15 protein-coding genes are annotated in these 15,473 nt (G+C 58.8%); 8 read left to right on the top strand and 7 right to left on the bottom strand.

Going from position 1 to position 15,473, the window contains the following annotated elements:
* Nucleotides 1-12 precede the first annotated feature (12 nt).
* Nucleotides 13-519 carry a hypothetical protein gene (locus GTU70_RS00595; RefSeq protein WP_235914661.1) on the top strand — a complete coding sequence of 169 codons (507 nt, stop codon included), beginning with the start codon at nucleotides 13-15 and terminating at the stop codon, nucleotides 517-519.
* On the top strand, nucleotides 519-1,745 hold the full coding sequence (locus tag GTU70_RS00590; protein ID WP_235914660.1) for a COG3904 family protein: 1,227 nt from the start codon (nucleotides 519-521) through the stop codon (nucleotides 1,743-1,745). Before GTU70_RS00595 ends, GTU70_RS00590 begins: the two co-directional genes overlap by 1 nt.
* 31 nt (nucleotides 1,746-1,776) lie before the next feature.
* Here GTU70_RS00590 and GTU70_RS00585 read toward each other — a convergent pair whose 3' ends face one another.
* The 3 genes from GTU70_RS00585 to GTU70_RS00575 all read right to left on the bottom strand — a co-directional run bounded on the left by GTU70_RS00585 (nucleotide 1,777) and on the right by GTU70_RS00575 (nucleotide 3,907).
* Entirely contained in the window at nucleotides 1,777-3,165 is a 1,389-nt protein-coding gene (locus GTU70_RS00585) for a COG3904 family protein (RefSeq protein WP_197738782.1), read from the bottom strand.
* Between the two features lie 138 nt (nucleotides 3,166-3,303).
* On the bottom strand, nucleotides 3,304-3,627 hold the full coding sequence (locus GTU70_RS00580; RefSeq protein ID WP_235914659.1) for a hypothetical protein: 324 nt from the start codon (nucleotides 3,625-3,627) through the stop codon (nucleotides 3,304-3,306).
* A 70-nt stretch (nucleotides 3,628-3,697) separates the two neighbouring features.
* Nucleotides 3,698-3,907: a hypothetical protein gene (locus tag GTU70_RS00575; RefSeq protein ID WP_166096800.1), complete on the bottom strand. Its 210-nt coding sequence runs from the start codon at nucleotides 3,905-3,907 to the stop codon at nucleotides 3,698-3,700.
* Nucleotides 3,908-4,187: 280 nt separating this feature from the next.
* On the opposite strand from GTU70_RS00575, the gene GTU70_RS00570 reads away from it, so the two are divergent.
* The 3 genes from GTU70_RS00570 to GTU70_RS00560 are packed head-to-tail and all read left to right on the top strand — an operon-like array spanning nucleotide 4,188 to nucleotide 9,638.
* Nucleotides 4,188-4,946, top strand: a complete 759-nt coding sequence (locus GTU70_RS00570) for an ImuA family protein (protein WP_166096798.1) — start codon at nucleotides 4,188-4,190, stop codon at nucleotides 4,944-4,946.
* Nucleotides 4,864-6,378, top strand: coding sequence for a Y-family DNA polymerase (locus GTU70_RS00565; RefSeq protein ID WP_197738781.1), 1,515 nt, complete (start codon nucleotides 4,864-4,866; stop codon nucleotides 6,376-6,378). Before GTU70_RS00570 ends, GTU70_RS00565 begins: the two co-directional genes overlap by 83 nt.
* Nucleotides 6,375-9,638 carry an error-prone DNA polymerase gene (locus tag GTU70_RS00560; protein ID WP_166096797.1) on the top strand — a complete coding sequence of 1,088 codons (3,264 nt, stop codon included), beginning with the start codon at nucleotides 6,375-6,377 and terminating at the stop codon, nucleotides 9,636-9,638. Before GTU70_RS00565 ends, GTU70_RS00560 begins: the two co-directional genes overlap by 4 nt.
* A gap of 49 nt (nucleotides 9,639-9,687) precedes the next feature.
* Here GTU70_RS00560 and GTU70_RS00555 read toward each other — a convergent pair whose 3' ends face one another.
* From GTU70_RS00555 to GTU70_RS00545, 3 genes are all read right to left on the bottom strand, one after another.
* Nucleotides 9,688-10,509: a hypothetical protein gene (locus tag GTU70_RS00555; RefSeq protein ID WP_166096796.1), complete on the bottom strand. Its 822-nt coding sequence runs from the start codon at nucleotides 10,507-10,509 to the stop codon at nucleotides 9,688-9,690.
* Between the two features lie 355 nt (nucleotides 10,510-10,864).
* Nucleotides 10,865-11,491 carry a hypothetical protein gene (locus tag GTU70_RS00550; RefSeq protein ID WP_166096795.1) on the bottom strand — a complete coding sequence of 209 codons (627 nt, stop codon included), beginning with the start codon at nucleotides 11,489-11,491 and terminating at the stop codon, nucleotides 10,865-10,867.
* A 31-nt stretch (nucleotides 11,492-11,522) separates the two neighbouring features.
* Nucleotides 11,523-11,843, bottom strand: coding sequence for a hypothetical protein (locus GTU70_RS00545; protein ID WP_166096827.1), 321 nt, complete (start codon nucleotides 11,841-11,843; stop codon nucleotides 11,523-11,525).
* 226 nt (nucleotides 11,844-12,069) lie between these two features.
* Between GTU70_RS00545 and GTU70_RS00540 the strand changes: the two genes are divergently transcribed.
* The 3 genes from GTU70_RS00540 to GTU70_RS00530 all read left to right on the top strand — a co-directional run bounded on the left by GTU70_RS00540 (nucleotide 12,070) and on the right by GTU70_RS00530 (nucleotide 14,671).
* Nucleotides 12,070-12,879 (top strand): hypothetical protein, encoded by an 810-nt coding sequence (locus tag GTU70_RS00540; RefSeq protein WP_166096794.1) that lies wholly within the window; start codon nucleotides 12,070-12,072, stop codon nucleotides 12,877-12,879.
* Between the two features lie 625 nt (nucleotides 12,880-13,504).
* Nucleotides 13,505-14,077, top strand: coding sequence for a hypothetical protein (locus tag GTU70_RS00535; RefSeq protein WP_166096793.1), 573 nt, complete (start codon nucleotides 13,505-13,507; stop codon nucleotides 14,075-14,077).
* Between the two features lie 336 nt (nucleotides 14,078-14,413).
* The gene (locus GTU70_RS00530; protein WP_166096791.1) at nucleotides 14,414-14,671 is read left to right on the top strand and encodes a hypothetical protein; all 258 of its coding nucleotides are present in this window, start codon (nucleotides 14,414-14,416) and stop codon (nucleotides 14,669-14,671) included.
* Nucleotides 14,672-14,732: 61 nt separating this feature from the next.
* Here the strand turns inward: GTU70_RS00530 and GTU70_RS00525 are convergent, their stop codons facing one another.
* Nucleotides 14,733-14,915, bottom strand: a complete 183-nt coding sequence (locus GTU70_RS00525) for a hypothetical protein (RefSeq protein WP_166096790.1) — start codon at nucleotides 14,913-14,915, stop codon at nucleotides 14,733-14,735.
* Nucleotides 14,916-15,473: the final 558 nt, after the last annotated feature.

Genomic DNA, 15,473 nt, shown 5'->3' with positions numbered 1-15,473 from the left:
TGGAGGTATTGCATGCAGGCGTTGATCGGGGTGGCGAGGTCCAGGGTGATGTTGTTGATCGCCGCAGCAGGCGCAGCGGGAACGTTGTCTATCATTCCCGCGCGGGCGCAGGACGATCACTCGATCTACTACGGCTCGCGTGCCGGCATGCACGTGACGACCGTCTCCAAATCCGGGATCGGTACGTCAAAGGCCGTTATCATGATCGAACACACGCCCAAGGACGCCAAGGCGTACTGCGTTGAATACGAGCAGGATTATTCGATGGCCTGCGTCAAACGCACGATGGCATCGGTAAAGGTCGGCGACAGGGTAACGGCGAACTGCAAAAAGGGGACTTGGACCGACGTTTACGGCGAGGGGTATGTCCTTGAAGGCAAGTCGAGGTCCACTGACCTCATGGCTGACTATGTCGTGCGCAGCGTAAAGTCGGGCGAAGTACTCGACGGTTCGTCGGCCTCTGGCTACCCGACCGCATTGAGCGTCTTCCAGGAACTTTGCCCTGGTGTCGCTGAATGATGCGCCGCCTTTCCGTCGTCACCATGCTCGCATGCTTAGGCTTGACGGCTCCGGTAAGCTCCCATGCCGCCGACGTTAAGTTCGAAGGGATTACGAGCGGGCAGTTCGGTCCAGAGGCACGCTTCAGGCTCGAGGGCGAAATCGTCGAGGCCGACAGTGCTCGTGTGAAGCAAGCATTGGCGCAAGCCAACATCTCAGTTCAACAAGACCCGTGGCGACGGATCGTCATCGCACTGAATAGTCCGGGCGGCGATTACCACGAGGGACTAAACCTCGCCTTGGCGTTCCGTCGCCTCGGTCTCGCCACCGTCGTACGTGAGATGGACGCCTGCTACTCGGCCTGCGCCGTCGCATTTCTGGGGGGCGTCGATCTTCCGAAAGACCCGACCCCTGTCGGCGACGATGATCCTCTCCCCGATCAGAAGCCGTCGCGCACGCTTGAGAAGGGAGCAAAACTGGGATTTCACGCGCCGTATCTCTCCGTCCCCGAGGGGAGTTACGACGCAGCCCTGGTACAGGATGCCTACAGAGCGGCGGTTCTGGGTATCGCGCGATTGGTAGCGGTCGCGGATCGCCTCCATCTCGTTCCAGCCGAGTTGCCTCGCTTGCTCGCTCCAGGCCGTGACGAAATGTACATGGCCGACGACGTAGATGCAGTCCGTGTTCTTGGCATCACTTACAATGACTTCTCGTACCAAATCCGGGATGGATATCCATTTTCGCATTCCATGATCCTGAACGGATGCGTCAACCGCTACTACCATCTCAGGCGTAGAAGCAGTTCCGACGGCTACCAGATTGCGTTGTCTTCGCTCGAGGAGTTTATCGAAGGTTCCCAGCTGATGGAGAACGGCGAGGACGCTAATGCGTTCGGCGTTCGCTCAATCGGGCAGGGGACGGTGTCAACGTGGCTGGCCTACATGCCAATCGCCAAGACGAAGGACGGTGATCGTTTCGTATGGTGTTTATTCTCGCCAGGCACCACAGGGCCAACGACATTTTACAAACCAGCAGGGACCATCGAAGAGCTGTTCTCGGAGCTCAAGGGAAAGGGCGATCTCTGGGACTTCACCTCATCCCCAACGACGATCACGCTTTCGACAGGTGATTGGGTTGACGATATGATGCGCGCAATTGACCTCGTTCCGCCACACACGAAGTTGGACGATGTGGCGAGCCAACTCGAATCCTATCGCAAGTCCGAGCAGGCGATCACTCCTCGGTAAGCTATTGTTACGGTTTGGGTCCGAGGCGCTGTTACAGCTTGAAGCAGAAGCGATTCCGTGTCTCGCTGTTAAGCGCGCACAGCGTATATCCATCGTCGGCGTAAGGAATGGACGGCTTGCCGTTTATCGTGAGGAAGTCGCCGTCGCGTGCAAGAATGGTCTTGTTGCCCGTCGGCCATACGAATTCGTAACGATCGGATCGCCGATTATCTACGATGACATTGATATTCAGAGTAGCTTCACAGGGTTCAATCTCCCGTTCGCCAGTTTTACTGAAGACGGCACACGTGGCGGACGCTTTCGCACCGATTATCGATCGTGGGGATGTGGCATCCTCACTGGTAGCCGCTCCGCCGAGCTCTTTGAGAGTGAGGCCTGGGCGATATGAAGCAAGTTGGTTGATCCCCCAACTCCGGTCGGCGAAATTATCGACAGTGCAAGCTCCCTGACCCAATAGGACGTTGTACATCCCGTTGTACCCGCAACCTTGCAGGCCGTTCCCATTGACGGCGATCACGCATCCCGCTTCGGAATACCCGGCATCGCTACTCGTCACCGAATAGTATTCGGTGCCATCCGCGGTCTTCAGGAGTTTGACGATGGACTCGTCCTGCGTGACGAGTTTCGTGAATTTCCGCACATCGACGGGGTCCTTCATCAGGCCCACTTGCCAATGGAAGGAATTCTCGCACGCATAGTACGCGCGTTCTTCAGGTGGGGCCGATTGTGCAGGAAGTCCTATGAGTTCGATTTCGAAGCGGCCAGCTTTCTCTACGGTATCGATGTAGAAGAAATCGTTGCCGATATGGCGGAGCATCTCCTGAATCAGGTCAGGGCGCATCATCGTCGAATTCGACCAAGGGACCAGATTGTTGGCGAGCAGCATGATCTTGCTCATGTCCTCCAACGCAACGTCGTGGGCGACGGCCAGCGCTTTGGTACTGATCAGGCTTTCCTCCTTCAGGGCCAGGAACGGGCGATGAAATCCGAGCTTACCGGTGACGTGGAGCTTGCGATTGACGAAGGTCACCTCAGGTCCCTGTGCAATTCCCATCATGAACATGATGGCGCACATGGAGTAGCATTCCGCACCTTCGTCGATGACCGTGCCAATGCCGTTCTTGTAGAAGAATTCAGCGAGTTTAACGCCCTCGGTGACGTTTCCTCCCGGACTGTTCAAACAGATCGTGTCTCGCGCCGAACTCTCGCCATCGACACCGAGAAACTCCTTGGCGGCGATTTCGACTAGACGGGAGAAGTCGCCTGAGACGATCTCTCCTTCAAGGGAGAGAACACATGTCTCTTTGGAGGACTTCCTTATGTCAGCACCAGAGGCCGCGCCTGCCTGAAAGAATACCAGTGCGACAATGGCCATCCACGACAAACAAACCTGCCACGATGACCTGTACAGTTTCCCCATCTGCCCCTCCTGTAAAGGTCGCGTCATTGATCCGCCTCGATCCCCTCGGGCTGATCGCCTCGAACCTCTGTTTCTTCTGCCTACCTTATTTCCTACGTCGTTGCGGTGAAGTTTCGGTTGATTGGTTCGATCGTCTATTCAGGCTTTTGCCAGTAGTGATCGATGATGTGCTAGCCCTTTGTTCACGATACGCTGGCCAATTTGCGGATCACCGCCCTTCAGCGTCTCAGGATCACCACCGCACAGACGCACGAACAGAACCTGCTGGGTCGCGAACGTAAAATAGTCGCGCCTGGTCGGCTCGAACTCGAGGCCCGCTTTCGCGAAGCCGTCCGCCACTTCGGCGGCCGCGTCGTCGATGGCGTTGAAGACCTTGTTGAGCATCGCGCGCTCGGCCGCCTCCCGGATTTCCAGACATTTGCGCTGTTCCGGTGTCGGGATCGCACAGGTGTTCTCAGTCATGTCTTCTCCGTCGGCAGCGATTGGCGGGCCTGGCATCCGCGCTATTTGTTCGAAGACAACATAGGAGCAGTCAGATGATGGTCCAAAAGTTCTGCGTCTCGGACGCGAAGATGGTCCAGTCGCCCGGACAGGATGCGGAAAGGCCGCCCACACTGTCGACGCCTGGCCGCACCTTGATGCGGGTTCCCCGTGATTTGAACCCGATCTCGTCAAGCGAGGCACCCAGCGACCCGATGTAGGCGGCCTTTGTGGCGGTCTCGCGTTTCGACGGTTTGGCCATCTCACTTCCTCGCGGACGGAGCCGACTTTGAGCTCTGGGGTCGTCCGTCGCAAGCCTGTGCAGACGAGCACTGAAATATATTCAACATTGCCGGTCACTTACGCGGAACGATTAGAGTCCTGATTCATCTATCATTTCGATCTACTTGGTAGTCCCTGAGCGAAAAATAGGCGTTTCGAGCCGGCTTGACTCGGCCCTTCTATAGGAACAGATAGAGAACATCAGCATTCTTGGGCATGAAGCCCGCATTTCAACGCGAACCGAAGGAGGTCCGTGAACGATGTCGCACGCCCGGACTTCCCGGCTTATTGACGATCTCCGTGAGCGGATAGCCCACTTGGAGGGAAGCTCGGTACGAAAGGCAGTTGTCTTGCCGTTCGGTGTATCGGCGATCGACGACCGCCTTCCTGGTGGAGGCTTGGTCTGCGGCGCAATCCACGAAGTCGCAGGTGGCGGCTCTGGTACAGTAGACGGTGCTGCCGCTGCTTTGTTCGCCGCGGGAATAGCCGCGCGCGCCAAGGGGAAAGTCCTGTGGTGCCTGACTCGGCCCGATCTTTTTGCTCCGTCCGTTGCACAGGCAGGGCTCCATCCGGACCGTGTTGTCTACTGCGAAGGCGACAAGGACGAGGATATCCTGGCGTCGATGGAAGAGGGGCTGTCATTCGGCGGTTTCGCTGCCGTCGTCGGCGAACTGGTCCGATTGCCGATGACCGCGTCACGTCGTCTGCACCTGGCGGCCGAGAAGACCGGGACCTTGGGCCTAGTCGTCAGAAGGTGGCGAAGACAGAACGAGGCTTCGGATTACGGGAACCCAACGGCCTCGACAACAAGGTGGCGCGTGAGCGTCCTGCCGTCGGAGCCGTTGCCAGTCGCGGGCGTGGGAAGGCCGCGGTGGCTGGCGGAATTGATGCGCGTGAAAGCGGGCGAGTGTGCTGAGTTCGAAATAGGAGCCCCCGATGCCAAGGGTCGTATCTGTCTTCTTCCCCTATCTGCCGACCGACCGGATACGTCGTCATGGAGAGGGAGCCGTGCCAGCTGACAAGCCTCTCGTCGTCATATCGCGGTCGGGATCGAAGCGATGGGTGTCCGCGGCCGACACGGCGGCGCGGAAAGTCGGCCTGCGCGTCGGCATGTCCGCGAGCAAGGCGCAGGCCGTCATCGCCGGCCTGACGATGATCGAAGCCAACCCCGCTGCGGATGCAGCCGCTCTCGAACGCCTAGCCCTGTGGGCGCTCCGCCAATACAGCCCTGTCGTCGCTGTCGATGGCACGGATGGCATCGTAATGGATACGGAAGGCGCTGATCATCTTCGCGGCGGCGAGGAGATGATGATCAGCGGACTCGTGAACATGCTCCGAGGGCGTGGTCTGACTGCAAGGGCGGCCGTGGCCGACACCTGGGGCGCGGCCCACGCGATCGCGCGACTGGCGACCGCCGAAACCACCGTCGTTCCGGTGGGCGGGGTGGCGAAAGCCGTCGTCGGCTTGCCGATTCATTGTCTTCGCTTGCCGTCCGACACCATTCAGGGCCTACGTGTTCTCGGTGTCGAGACTGTCGGTGAACTGTCCGCCATGCCTCGCGCGCCGCTGACCCTGCGGTTTGGGCCCGAGCCGGGGCGACGACTGGACCAGTTGTTCGGGCGGGTGGCGGAACCGATCGAGCCACTGCGAACACCCGAGCTGGTGGTGGTCTCCAGAAATTTCCAGGAACCGATCGGGGCGGCGGAGACCATCGAGAAGTACGTCCGCCGCCTCGTGGGCCAGCTTACGACGGAACTGGAACGGCGCGGACTTGGTGTCCGTCGGTCTGACCTCGTAATCCATCGCGTCGACAACACGCGACAATGCTTGAGGGCCGGGCTGGCGAAGCCCGTGCGCGATCCCGCCCGTCTGTCCAAGCTGCTCTGCGATCGGATCGAGAAGATCGACCCTGGGTTCGGCATCGAGCGTCTGGACCTCGTCGCGGTCATGACCGAGCCTCTTGAGGAGCGGCAGGCTGCTTCATCGCTTATCGAAGAGGATGTCATCGATATCACACCCGTCATCGATGTTCTCGCAAATCGAGGGCAGCGCCTGTATCGCCTGTCGCCTGTGGCATCCGATGTACCCGAACGTTCAGCCATGCGTGTCGCGCCGACAGCGCCGGAAACCGGGGCGGACTGGGCCGTGAAATGGCCGAGGCCCTCGCGCCTGTTCGCCCACCCGGAACGCATCGAAGTCACAGCACTCCTGCCAGACCAGCCACCAGCGGTCTTCACTTGGCGTGGGAAGCGTCGCCGCGTGAAGCGGGCCGACGGCCCCGAACGAATATTCGGCGAGTGGTGGCAGCGTCCCAAGGAGATGCAGGCAGTTCGGGACTATTTCGTCGTGGAGGACGAGCAGGGCGAGCGCTATTGGGTCTATCGAGCCGGCGACGGCGTTGACCTCGAGACGGGATCGCATCACTGGTACCTTCATGGAGTATTCGGATGACGACGTACGCCGAACTTCAGGTCACCACCCATTTCTCGTTTCTGCGAGGAGCGTCGAGCCCTGACGAGCTATTCGCGCGGGCCGCCGAACTTGGTATCGAGGCAGTCGGCGTCGTGGACCGCAATAGCCTCGCAGGGATCGTCCGAGCATGGGAAGCCGCCAAGACGACAGGGGTCCGCCTTGTCGTCGGATGCCGTCTCGACCTCGCGGACGGCATGTCGATCCTCGTCTACCCGACCGACCGACCCGCATACTCGCGGCTGACACGCCTTTTGTCGCTCGGGAAATCGCGTGGCGGCAAGGGCAAGTGCATTCTCGATCTCGCAGACGTCGAAGCATACAGCGAGGGGCTGATCGCTGTCCTTGTCCCAGACGAAGCCGACGATGTCTGCGCGGGTCAGTTACGCAAAATCGCGGCCGTATTCGGTGAACGGGCGTACGTGAGCCTCTGTCTTCGCCGCCGACCGAACGACCGACTGCGCCTGCACAACCTCTCGAACATGGCCATCCGGCACAAGGTCAAGACGATCGTTACCAATGACGTGCTGTTTCACGACCCCTGCCGTCGGCAACTCCAGGATATCGTGACCTGCATCCGGAACCGAACCACGATCGACGACGTCGGCTACGACCGGGAGCGCCACGCCGACCGCTTCATAAAGGCCCCGGAGGAGATGCACCGCCTGTTCTCCGAGTATCCGGAAGCTTTGGCGCGGACACGCGAGATCGTCGATCGCTGCAAGTTCGATATGTCGGAACTCCAGTATCAGTATCCCGAGGAGGCAATCGTTCCAGGTCTCGATGCGCAGCAGTCGCTGACGAAATTCACCTGGGAAGGTGCGGCCGACCGCTACCCCGAGGGAATTCCCGACAAGGTCCGTAAGGCTATCCTCCACGAACTCGAATTGATCCGTGTCATGAAGTACGCCCCGTATTTCCTGACCGTCTACAGCATCGTCAGGTTCGCGCGGTCCAAGGATATATTGTGTCAGGGCCGTGGATCGGCCGCCAACTCGGCGGTCTGCTATTGCCTCGGCATCACGTCTATCAACCCGGAAACCTCCGATCTCCTGTTCGAACGCTTCGTATCCATGGAGCGTGACGAGCCGCCGGACATCGATGTGGATTTCGAACACGAGAGGCGTGAAGAAGTCGTCCAGTGGATTTATGAGACCTACGGCCGCTCGCGGTCAGCGCTCTGCTCCACCGTCACCCGTTACCGCGCGAAGGGTGCGCTGCGCGATGTCGGCAAAGCCCTCGGACTTCCGGAAGACCTCATCGGACAGCTGTCGTCTGGCATTTGGGGTTGGTCGAAAGACGGAGTCGGTGAGAAGCAGCTCCGCGAAAACAACTTGAATGCGTCTGACTACCGTCTCCAGCTCGCCCTTGATCTCGCGGGCCAGCTCATGGGCGCGCCGCGCCACCTCGGCCAGCATCCGGGCGGTTTCGTACTCACACAGGATCGCCTCGACGATCTGGTGCCGATTGAGCCGGCCGCTATGGACGACCGACAGGTGGTCGAGTGGGACAAGGACGACATTGAGGCGTTGAAATTTATGAAAGTCGATGTCCTGGCGTTGGGCATGCTGTCGTGCATGGCGCGCTCGTTCGAGCTACTCAACGAGTACAAGGGCATTTCGATGGGGCTGGCCGATATCGAGCATGAAGACCAGCGCACCTACGCGATGATACGGAGGGCCGACACGCTTGGGACTTTCCAAATCGAATCCCGCGCGCAGATGGCAATGTTGCCCCGTCTCAAACCAAGGACGTTTTACGACCTGGTCGTGCAGGTGGCGATCGTCCGCCCGGGTCCCATCCAGGGCGATATGGTGCATCCGTACCTTCGCCGCCGCGAGGGCAAGGAGAAGGTCGAGTACCCCACGCCGGAACTCGAGGCAGTGCTCGGGAAAACGCTGGGAGTCCCGCTTTTTCAAGAGTCGGCAATGAAAGTGGCCATGGTCTGCGCGGGCTTTAGCGCCGGCGAAGCCGACCAGTTGCGACGCGCCATGGCAACCTTTAAATTCACAGGCGGCGTTTCGCGGTTCAAGGACAAGTTAGTCAGCGGCATGGTCGATAACGGCTATACGGCCGACTTCGCCGAGCGGACGTTCAGCCAGCTCGAAGGCTTTGGCAGCTACGGTTTTCCCGAGAGCCACGCCGCTAGCTTTGCCCTCATCGCTTACGCGTCGTCATGGATGAAATGCTGGCATCCCGACGTATTCTGCGCGGCATTGATCAACAGCCAGCCAATGGGCTTCTACTCGGTCGCGCAGATCGTCACCGATGCCCGCCAACATGGCGTCGAGGTACGCCCCGTTTGCGTGAATTTCTCGCGATGGGACTGCACGATGGAAAGGATCGGGGAGACCGACCGTTTTGCCGTTCGCCTTGGGATGCGGGTGGTCAAAGGGCTTTCGCAGAACGATGCCGCGCGGATAATTCTGGCGCGCGGCAACCATCAGTTCGAGTCCGCAGACGACATGTGGAGACGTTCGGGCGTGCCGACGGCTTCCTTGGTGAAGCTCGCCGAAGCGGACGCATTCCTGCCGTCCCTAAAACTGGAACGCCGTCAGGCGCTTTGGGACATCAAAGCGCTGCGCGATGAGCCGCTGGAACTCTGGGCAGCCGCCGCCGAGCGGGAGGCACGGACGGTTTCTGAAATGCAGGAACCCGAGGTCACCCTGAAATCGATGACGGAGGGCAGGGAGGTCGTTGAGGACTACTCCCATACAGGGCTAACCCTTCGCGCGCATCCGATGTCATTTCTGCGCAATGATCTCAAGGCCAAGCGTATCGTCACGTGCGCGGAGGCGATGGGCGAGCGTGACGGTCGGTGGCTCTGGACTGCCGGGCTGGTTCTCGTGCGCCAACGGCCTGGATCGGCCAAGGGCGTCATGTTCCTCACGCTCGAAAACGAGACAGGGATCGTGAACGCCGTCGTGTGGCCCTCGCTATTTGAACGCCAACGCCGGATTCTGATGACGGCGTCCATGATGGGCATCCACGGGAAGATTCAGCGAGAAGGCGAGGTAGTGCATTTGGTGGCCCAGCGTCTGTTCGACTTCTCGGACGACCTATCGAGCCTGGATGAACGGGACGGGGACTTCCCGCTCCCGCATGGCCGTGGTGACCAGGTTAAGCATGGTGGCGGGCCTGACCCGCGAGACAATCCGAAACCTGCGGTGCAGGCAAGGGATATTTACATCCCGGACCTACACATCGACACGCTCAAGGTGCGATCACGTAATTTCCATTGAAGCGCCATCAAAAGAAGTTGCGTGGCGGCGCGATCCATCGACCGCTCGACTATTGAAGTTCGGTGAGCGCCTTACGGAGAATTTCTACCTGGCGCGCCATGTCCACGAAGAGATGAAGAAGCACAAAAACCTGTTGCCTGTTCACTGCCTTGGCCACGGGATGTCCAGCGTCGTTTCGGGCAGTCCGAATGATCGACTGGATGGCCGTCAGGACTTCAAGGTTTTCCGTGCTTTCCTTGGGCAGATTAGCGCGGATCGTCTCCAAGGCCGACCTAAACCTTGTGGCCTTGGTTCCAATGAATTCGGCCTTTTGCGCTGAATGGAACCGACTGCCGTGTGTCGAATTAGCCGCCGCAGCGTCCACCATGCGGATGAACTCGGCCTCCGCTGCTACGCCCAGCATAACGCAGGCGGAAAGTGGCAGATCGGCATAGAAGGCATTGATCGCCTCAATCAGATAGCCTTTCGCCACCGAGCTTAAATCCGGGACTTGTGCCTCCACGTGGCCCAGGTAGGACTTGGCATCATGAAATCTGAGAGGATATCGACTGAGCAGTTCGGTTCTCCCTAGATGGGAGAGACGGAAAAATGGCCATTTGTCGTTCGCCCCGTCTAGGCCGATCGTGACCATGCCTTGCCTGACCAAGTCCCAGAAGGCATCGCGCGCCAACTCCTCATCGTGCTTGCTTAGATTGGGACCGAAGGAATTCGGGCGATCGGACCCCGTGCCGCTAGCTCGCCGCTCGAGCTCGTCGCCCAATGCCAGAGTAAGTGAAGTCCATTGCTCAGGCGAACCAGTCTCACTCGTGATGATGTCGACGATCGCTCCCCTGATTTCCTGGTAGCTATGTTGTTGGGTGTTTCGGCTCATTCGCGCTACCATTCCTGTCTGATATCCGATCAGTCTTCCGGATAGTGTCTCCTTAGTCTACCCATTCTGGGAACTTTACCGAAACGCCTCAGTCCCTTAATTCCACTGGCTACACAACCAGAGTATCGGGAGATGGCATTAAAATCTTTCGCGACAGCGTGTTTCCCCTGTGACACTCATGTGCGCTGCCTGGCGGTGTTCTTCGGTTTCCTTTATCTGACAGGCCACGATCCTGATGAACGCCCACGGACGCTGACCGGACGAAAGATCGGAGGCACGCTGATCGTCATGGATCGCACGGATTAATTGTGGTTTCGAGAGGATACGGCCGACGCTCCGACACTACTATAAATCCCTACCGCAATAGCCCGTCGCTGTCGAACTCGGCCCAGTCGTCCAGGGATGGGGACACGTCGTCCAACTTCCCGCTCGCCGCGGATTTCTTCGCCCGCTTTTTCAAAGAGCGGGTCAGCTTCGCCTTGTACGCCGCTCGACGCCTGTTCTCCGCCGCAGCCGCAATGTCGTCCTCCCGCCACTCGTCGACTGCGCCGTTGTTCAGGAGTTCCTCGACGACACGCGGATCGAAGACATGGAAGGTGATTTTCTTCGCCCGCCCGGCCAAACGCACAGTTCGCGTACCTGCACTGGGCAGACGTCCGTCGGCGAGCCAACGGTGCCTCTCCCCCTGCTTGATCACAAGGATGTCCTGGATTTCCCGAGGAATGACGGGCAGGCTTTCGATGTCCTTCATGGCCGTCGAAACGATGCCGACGGCTGCCTGAAACTCCGTTTTCGCGGACGACGGCATTGCGAGAACGATCTCGCCGCTATCGAGAGTGAGCGACTTCCTCGACGCTAGGGGAAGCCGCGCGCGCAGTTCCAGCAAGATGCCTTTGGCGCGCACTCCTGATCCGAGGGTTGCTGCAGGGGTCAAGTCCCAAGTCCTGATGAGTTCGATATCTCTGTTTTCGTCTTTCGGCATACGGGAGAAATGGGTGTCTGTGCGCGTGAAGTCAACGAAGATTGATAAGGCGAGAATACCAATCGGCGTATGGCGTGTTCTCGACCATATGTCGGTTGAAATCGGGGCTGCCGTCGCTCCACCACACTGGTCCGCGCTCGCCGAGAGCGACTTTCGCGTCGTCTACCCGCCTGCGGGCCTTTGCGGTCTCGTTCGAATTTCCCTTCGCGTCCTGCACGGCGCGGCGCGCGGACATGAGGTCGTTGACGAGGCGCTGGCGGTCGTCTTCGGCGAGCGCGGGATTGCTCTTGCGCCAGAGGCGGCCGCGCACGATGAAATATCTGCCGTCAGGCGTATCGGGGTAATCGCTCAAGTCCACCTCCTGTCTCCGTAGGAACTTTCCGGTGAGCGATAGGTTTCCGCGAACGAGCCGCTTTGCGACCATGCCGCCGATGCCCGGCAGTAACGCGACCGATCCGCTGACCAAGCCAACATCGTGTCGGTGTTCATCTGGAAATGCCTTCGGCGGCTCCAGAAAAATTATGGATACTTGCATGTCCGGATGTGGTGGTTAAACCATCACATGGCAAGGAAACACGATGCACATTCTTGATGAGCGGCTCTTCGGTAGCGAGCAGTATCCACTGGATTACGCCTCTGGCTACAACTGGGTTGAAAGTATCGACCGCTACAGCAAGGCATCATTGTCTTCAGGCGTCGCACTCTTGCTCCACGAAGTCCAGAAGCATGCCGAAGACTTCGAGCGGGGTGGATTTGTCGCGTACTTCGAGGATCGTCTACAGACAGCGGTGGTAAACGCATTCCGCACTGAGGTCGAAGACATCCCCTGCTTCGCTGCCGAGTTGGTCGAGAAGGTTAAGGGCGTCCTTCCAGGTCTCGAACGCCTGGATGCGAACGCTGATACGGCACTGCTGTTGAGCATCTACGGCAAGGTCTGCAACAAACTGCCCGAGCATACGCGGGCCCGTCTTGTAACTGCGGACGTCCAAGGCGGCGTCGCTGCCGTCTTCAACCAGGAACGCCCCCGCATGGAGGTGATCAGGAAAGCCATTCGCAACAGAGGTGTGGTCAAGAATGAAGCTCTCACCGTTCGCGACGTGGTCGAAGCAGCACTGGAAACCGTGACGGCCTATACCGCCCACCTCGAAAAGTTCGACATGGGCATGACGGAAGAGGATGCTTACTACATCAAGGATGTCGTGGTGAAGCTGCGCAGCCACCTCGCATATCGTGGCGAGCCAGTAGACGACATCGACGCGGTGATGACCCGCTTCGAAAATGCGGCGAGCGCGGTCGCCGGAACGACAGCAGTATCGGGCCGTGGAAACCACCTGAAGCTGGCGGTCGACAATACCGCAGAAACTGCATCGACTGCCCTCAGTTTCTGATTGAAGGCGGGGTCTTACTTCCAAAAATCACTTAACCCCGCCCCTCAGCGCCTTGCCCGCCTGCATCGATTTTCCAGTGGCGTGATCGACTACGCATCCAGAACGCTTGTCTCCGCGCCTTGGGCGCTCGTCTAGGATGGTGAGAGGCGTAGCAAAGGCCTCACGACGCCGCCAACCGTAACGTTGCCAAGGGGGCATCGTTGCTCGCGAACAATTTCCGCCGCGACCCCGTGATCTTCGATCCGATCGGGATATGGCGCAGGTAACCGGCGGCGATTTCGCCAGGTGACAGGCTCGGCGGGTGGACGTAACGTCGGTTGCGGCGCTCCTCGCCCGGCCGCCTCGATGGCAGCGCAGGACGTTTCGGCTGCCGCCTCCGGTATCGGTGCCTCCTCTCTTTCCGACGGATATCGTCGAGAGCGTCGAAGATATCACAGCCGTTCTCGAAAGCGTACTTCTCGGCACGCTTCAGCCGTGCGTGAGCGCCAGATGTGTTTAACACCTGTATGAACAGAATCAGCTATCAAGTACTTTTCAATGATACTCGTTGCGCAAGTAAAAATAATACTTTTATATTTATTACTTGCTGTAATATCGTTATTTGAGCAGATGGAGACTTATTTAGATGTATATGTTTAGAACATTACTTGTAGCGACATCGTTGGCTGTTATCGCCGGTTCAAATACGCTTGCGGACCCGCTCTACATCGTCAGGCCGATATCGATGATGGGAGGACAAAATGCAGGGGTTCTTCCTAATGATGCGTTTTCAAACGGAAATGAACATGTCGGCGGCGGAACGGGCGTCGGTGGAGAAACACAGACTCCAGGAGGGGGATCGGAAGAGTCACTAGAATCTCACCCCGTCGGCCCCGAACTCCCCTTCTCGTGGACGTCAAATAGCTGGAAAGCCGTGGTAAACCCCATTAGGTCCGACGGTGTGACCCAAGCAATCATGGTCGTACCGCCAGTAATGTCGGCTAACGCTTCTAATTGCGTTCTCGAAAACGGAACTACCGATCACACACAAATGTTTTCGTTGTATAATGATTCCAAGTTGATTCAAGTCCACCGAATTGGAAGATATGGCTTGGTCATTCACTGCGAAACAACGAATGGAGAGCCGTCACCTGCCACTTATGCCGTGGACTTCCATATTCCGAGCGAGCCGGAACAAGCTCCCGACTCCCAGGAGTAAGAGCAGGACCCGCACTTCGAAGATCGCGCGGAAGGCCGAAGGCTTATCCCGTTAAAACAGGGACATACCGCCGATTGTAGATGAGCGAATCCTAAACGGAGCGCATAAATCACGGGTCATTCAATTTTGAGTTGGTCATCATGATTTAGGTCGAGCCGCTCGTGTGACTAGAGCAGATTCGGCGAGCGTAGTCGCGCCAGGGCATCGGGGCCGGATAGCCGTCCACAGTCGAACTTATGCAGCCGCCAGCGATGTCTAGGCTGATCCTTGCAATGTCAGCTGGCAGACTCCCCGAAGTCGGGATAAGCCAGACTAACCAATGCAGGGGAAATCCAAATGACGCTCTACGAAGTAACTGTGCGATTTGTTGCAGAGAACCAAGTGTACGGCACTGAAACGTTCTACGTGCAAGCTGACAACGAGCAGCTCGCCAACGACTATGCCATGAAGCTATCTGAAGACAGCATCTACTTCGACGACCGCATCGATTTTCGTCGTGAAGAAGAGACGAACGAGGCCGACGAGCCAGACAATATTCCTGAGGACGTCGTTATTCATCAGACTCCGAGAGAGGACAAGACCTTCGGCATGTAGGATTGGCAGTAGGTCCCCATCGCGCAACGCTTGAAGTTGGAGAAGACGCGGTGGACCCACTTCAGCACAATATGGGCGGGCAACGCTTCTTGGCGCTCAGGTTCTGCGCCTTGTGCTTGCGTTCCGGCGGTAGTTCACAGGCGCTGTACCCATCGGTGACGATGAGCGTTCCCCGCGCCGTGTTCTGTGTCACGAAACGCCGGAGCGTCTCGCGGTCGGCGACCTGGACACGTTGCAACCGCAAGCGGCCCGCATAGTGCTTGTCGACGATCTCGAACCGCCCCGACCAGAACCATCTTGCCTATGGGGCTACGGCCCTTGCCGCCGGCGACGGTGTCGGTCTTCTTTCTGTACGGCGCGTTCGTCTCGTCGATCTCGACAATACCGGAGAGCCGCTTTCGATCTGGATCGACCATCGCTCGGCGGAGCTTGTGGAGCAACAGCCATGCGGCCTTGTAGCTGGCGATCCCGAGCTTCGCCTGGAGCTGGAGTACCCAGGTGACGGATTACCGCCTCAGCCGGGCCTTGGGAGGAGGGCGCGCTCGAGCATCTGTTCGACATCATCCAGCGATCCTCTATCGAGGTCATCGTCGCCACGCTCAAAGGCGACATCCCGCCTGTGGCCTCGACGACAAGGCCACAGGCTTCCGACGTTTACGGCATGCTGGCGCTGGACCGACTCGCGCCCTGGCGACCACGCGGAACATGGGCGAAGGCATGCCGCTACAAATATGCGGGCGAGTCCAGGTCGCAGACCGCGAAAGGCTCCGGCGTTTCGTGACACAGAACACGGCGCGGGCAG

It is taken from the genome of Rhizobium flavescens (genome assembly GCF_011319365.1).
The sequence above is the reverse complement of the archived record's forward strand: the minus strand, read 5'-3'. Positions and strand labels throughout refer to the sequence as shown.

Coding starts and splice junctions, on each gene's coding strand:
- GTU70_RS00595 (WP_235914661.1), top strand. CDS start 13: ATGCAGGCGTTGATCGGGGTGGCGAGGTCCAGGGTGATGTTGTTGATC.
- GTU70_RS00590 (WP_235914660.1), top strand. CDS start 519: ATGCGCCGCCTTTCCGTCGTCACCATGCTCGCATGCTTAGGCTTGACG.
- GTU70_RS00585 (WP_197738782.1), bottom strand. CDS start 3,165: ATGGGGAAACTGTACAGGTCATCGTGGCAGGTTTGTTTGTCGTGGATG.
- GTU70_RS00580 (WP_235914659.1), bottom strand. CDS start 3,627: ATGACTGAGAACACCTGTGCGATCCCGACACCGGAACAGCGCAAATGT.
- GTU70_RS00575 (WP_166096800.1), bottom strand. CDS start 3,907: ATGGCCAAACCGTCGAAACGCGAGACCGCCACAAAGGCCGCCTACATC.
- GTU70_RS00570 (WP_166096798.1), top strand. CDS start 4,188: ATGTCGCACGCCCGGACTTCCCGGCTTATTGACGATCTCCGTGAGCGG.
- GTU70_RS00565 (WP_197738781.1), top strand. CDS start 4,864: ATGCCAAGGGTCGTATCTGTCTTCTTCCCCTATCTGCCGACCGACCGG.
- GTU70_RS00560 (WP_166096797.1), top strand. CDS start 6,375: ATGACGACGTACGCCGAACTTCAGGTCACCACCCATTTCTCGTTTCTG.
- GTU70_RS00555 (WP_166096796.1), bottom strand. CDS start 10,509: ATGAGCCGAAACACCCAACAACATAGCTACCAGGAAATCAGGGGAGCG.
- GTU70_RS00550 (WP_166096795.1), bottom strand. CDS start 11,491: ATGCCGAAAGACGAAAACAGAGATATCGAACTCATCAGGACTTGGGAC.
- GTU70_RS00540 (WP_166096794.1), top strand. CDS start 12,070: ATGCACATTCTTGATGAGCGGCTCTTCGGTAGCGAGCAGTATCCACTG.
- GTU70_RS00535 (WP_166096793.1), top strand. CDS start 13,505: ATGTATATGTTTAGAACATTACTTGTAGCGACATCGTTGGCTGTTATC.
- GTU70_RS00530 (WP_166096791.1), top strand. CDS start 14,414: ATGACGCTCTACGAAGTAACTGTGCGATTTGTTGCAGAGAACCAAGTG.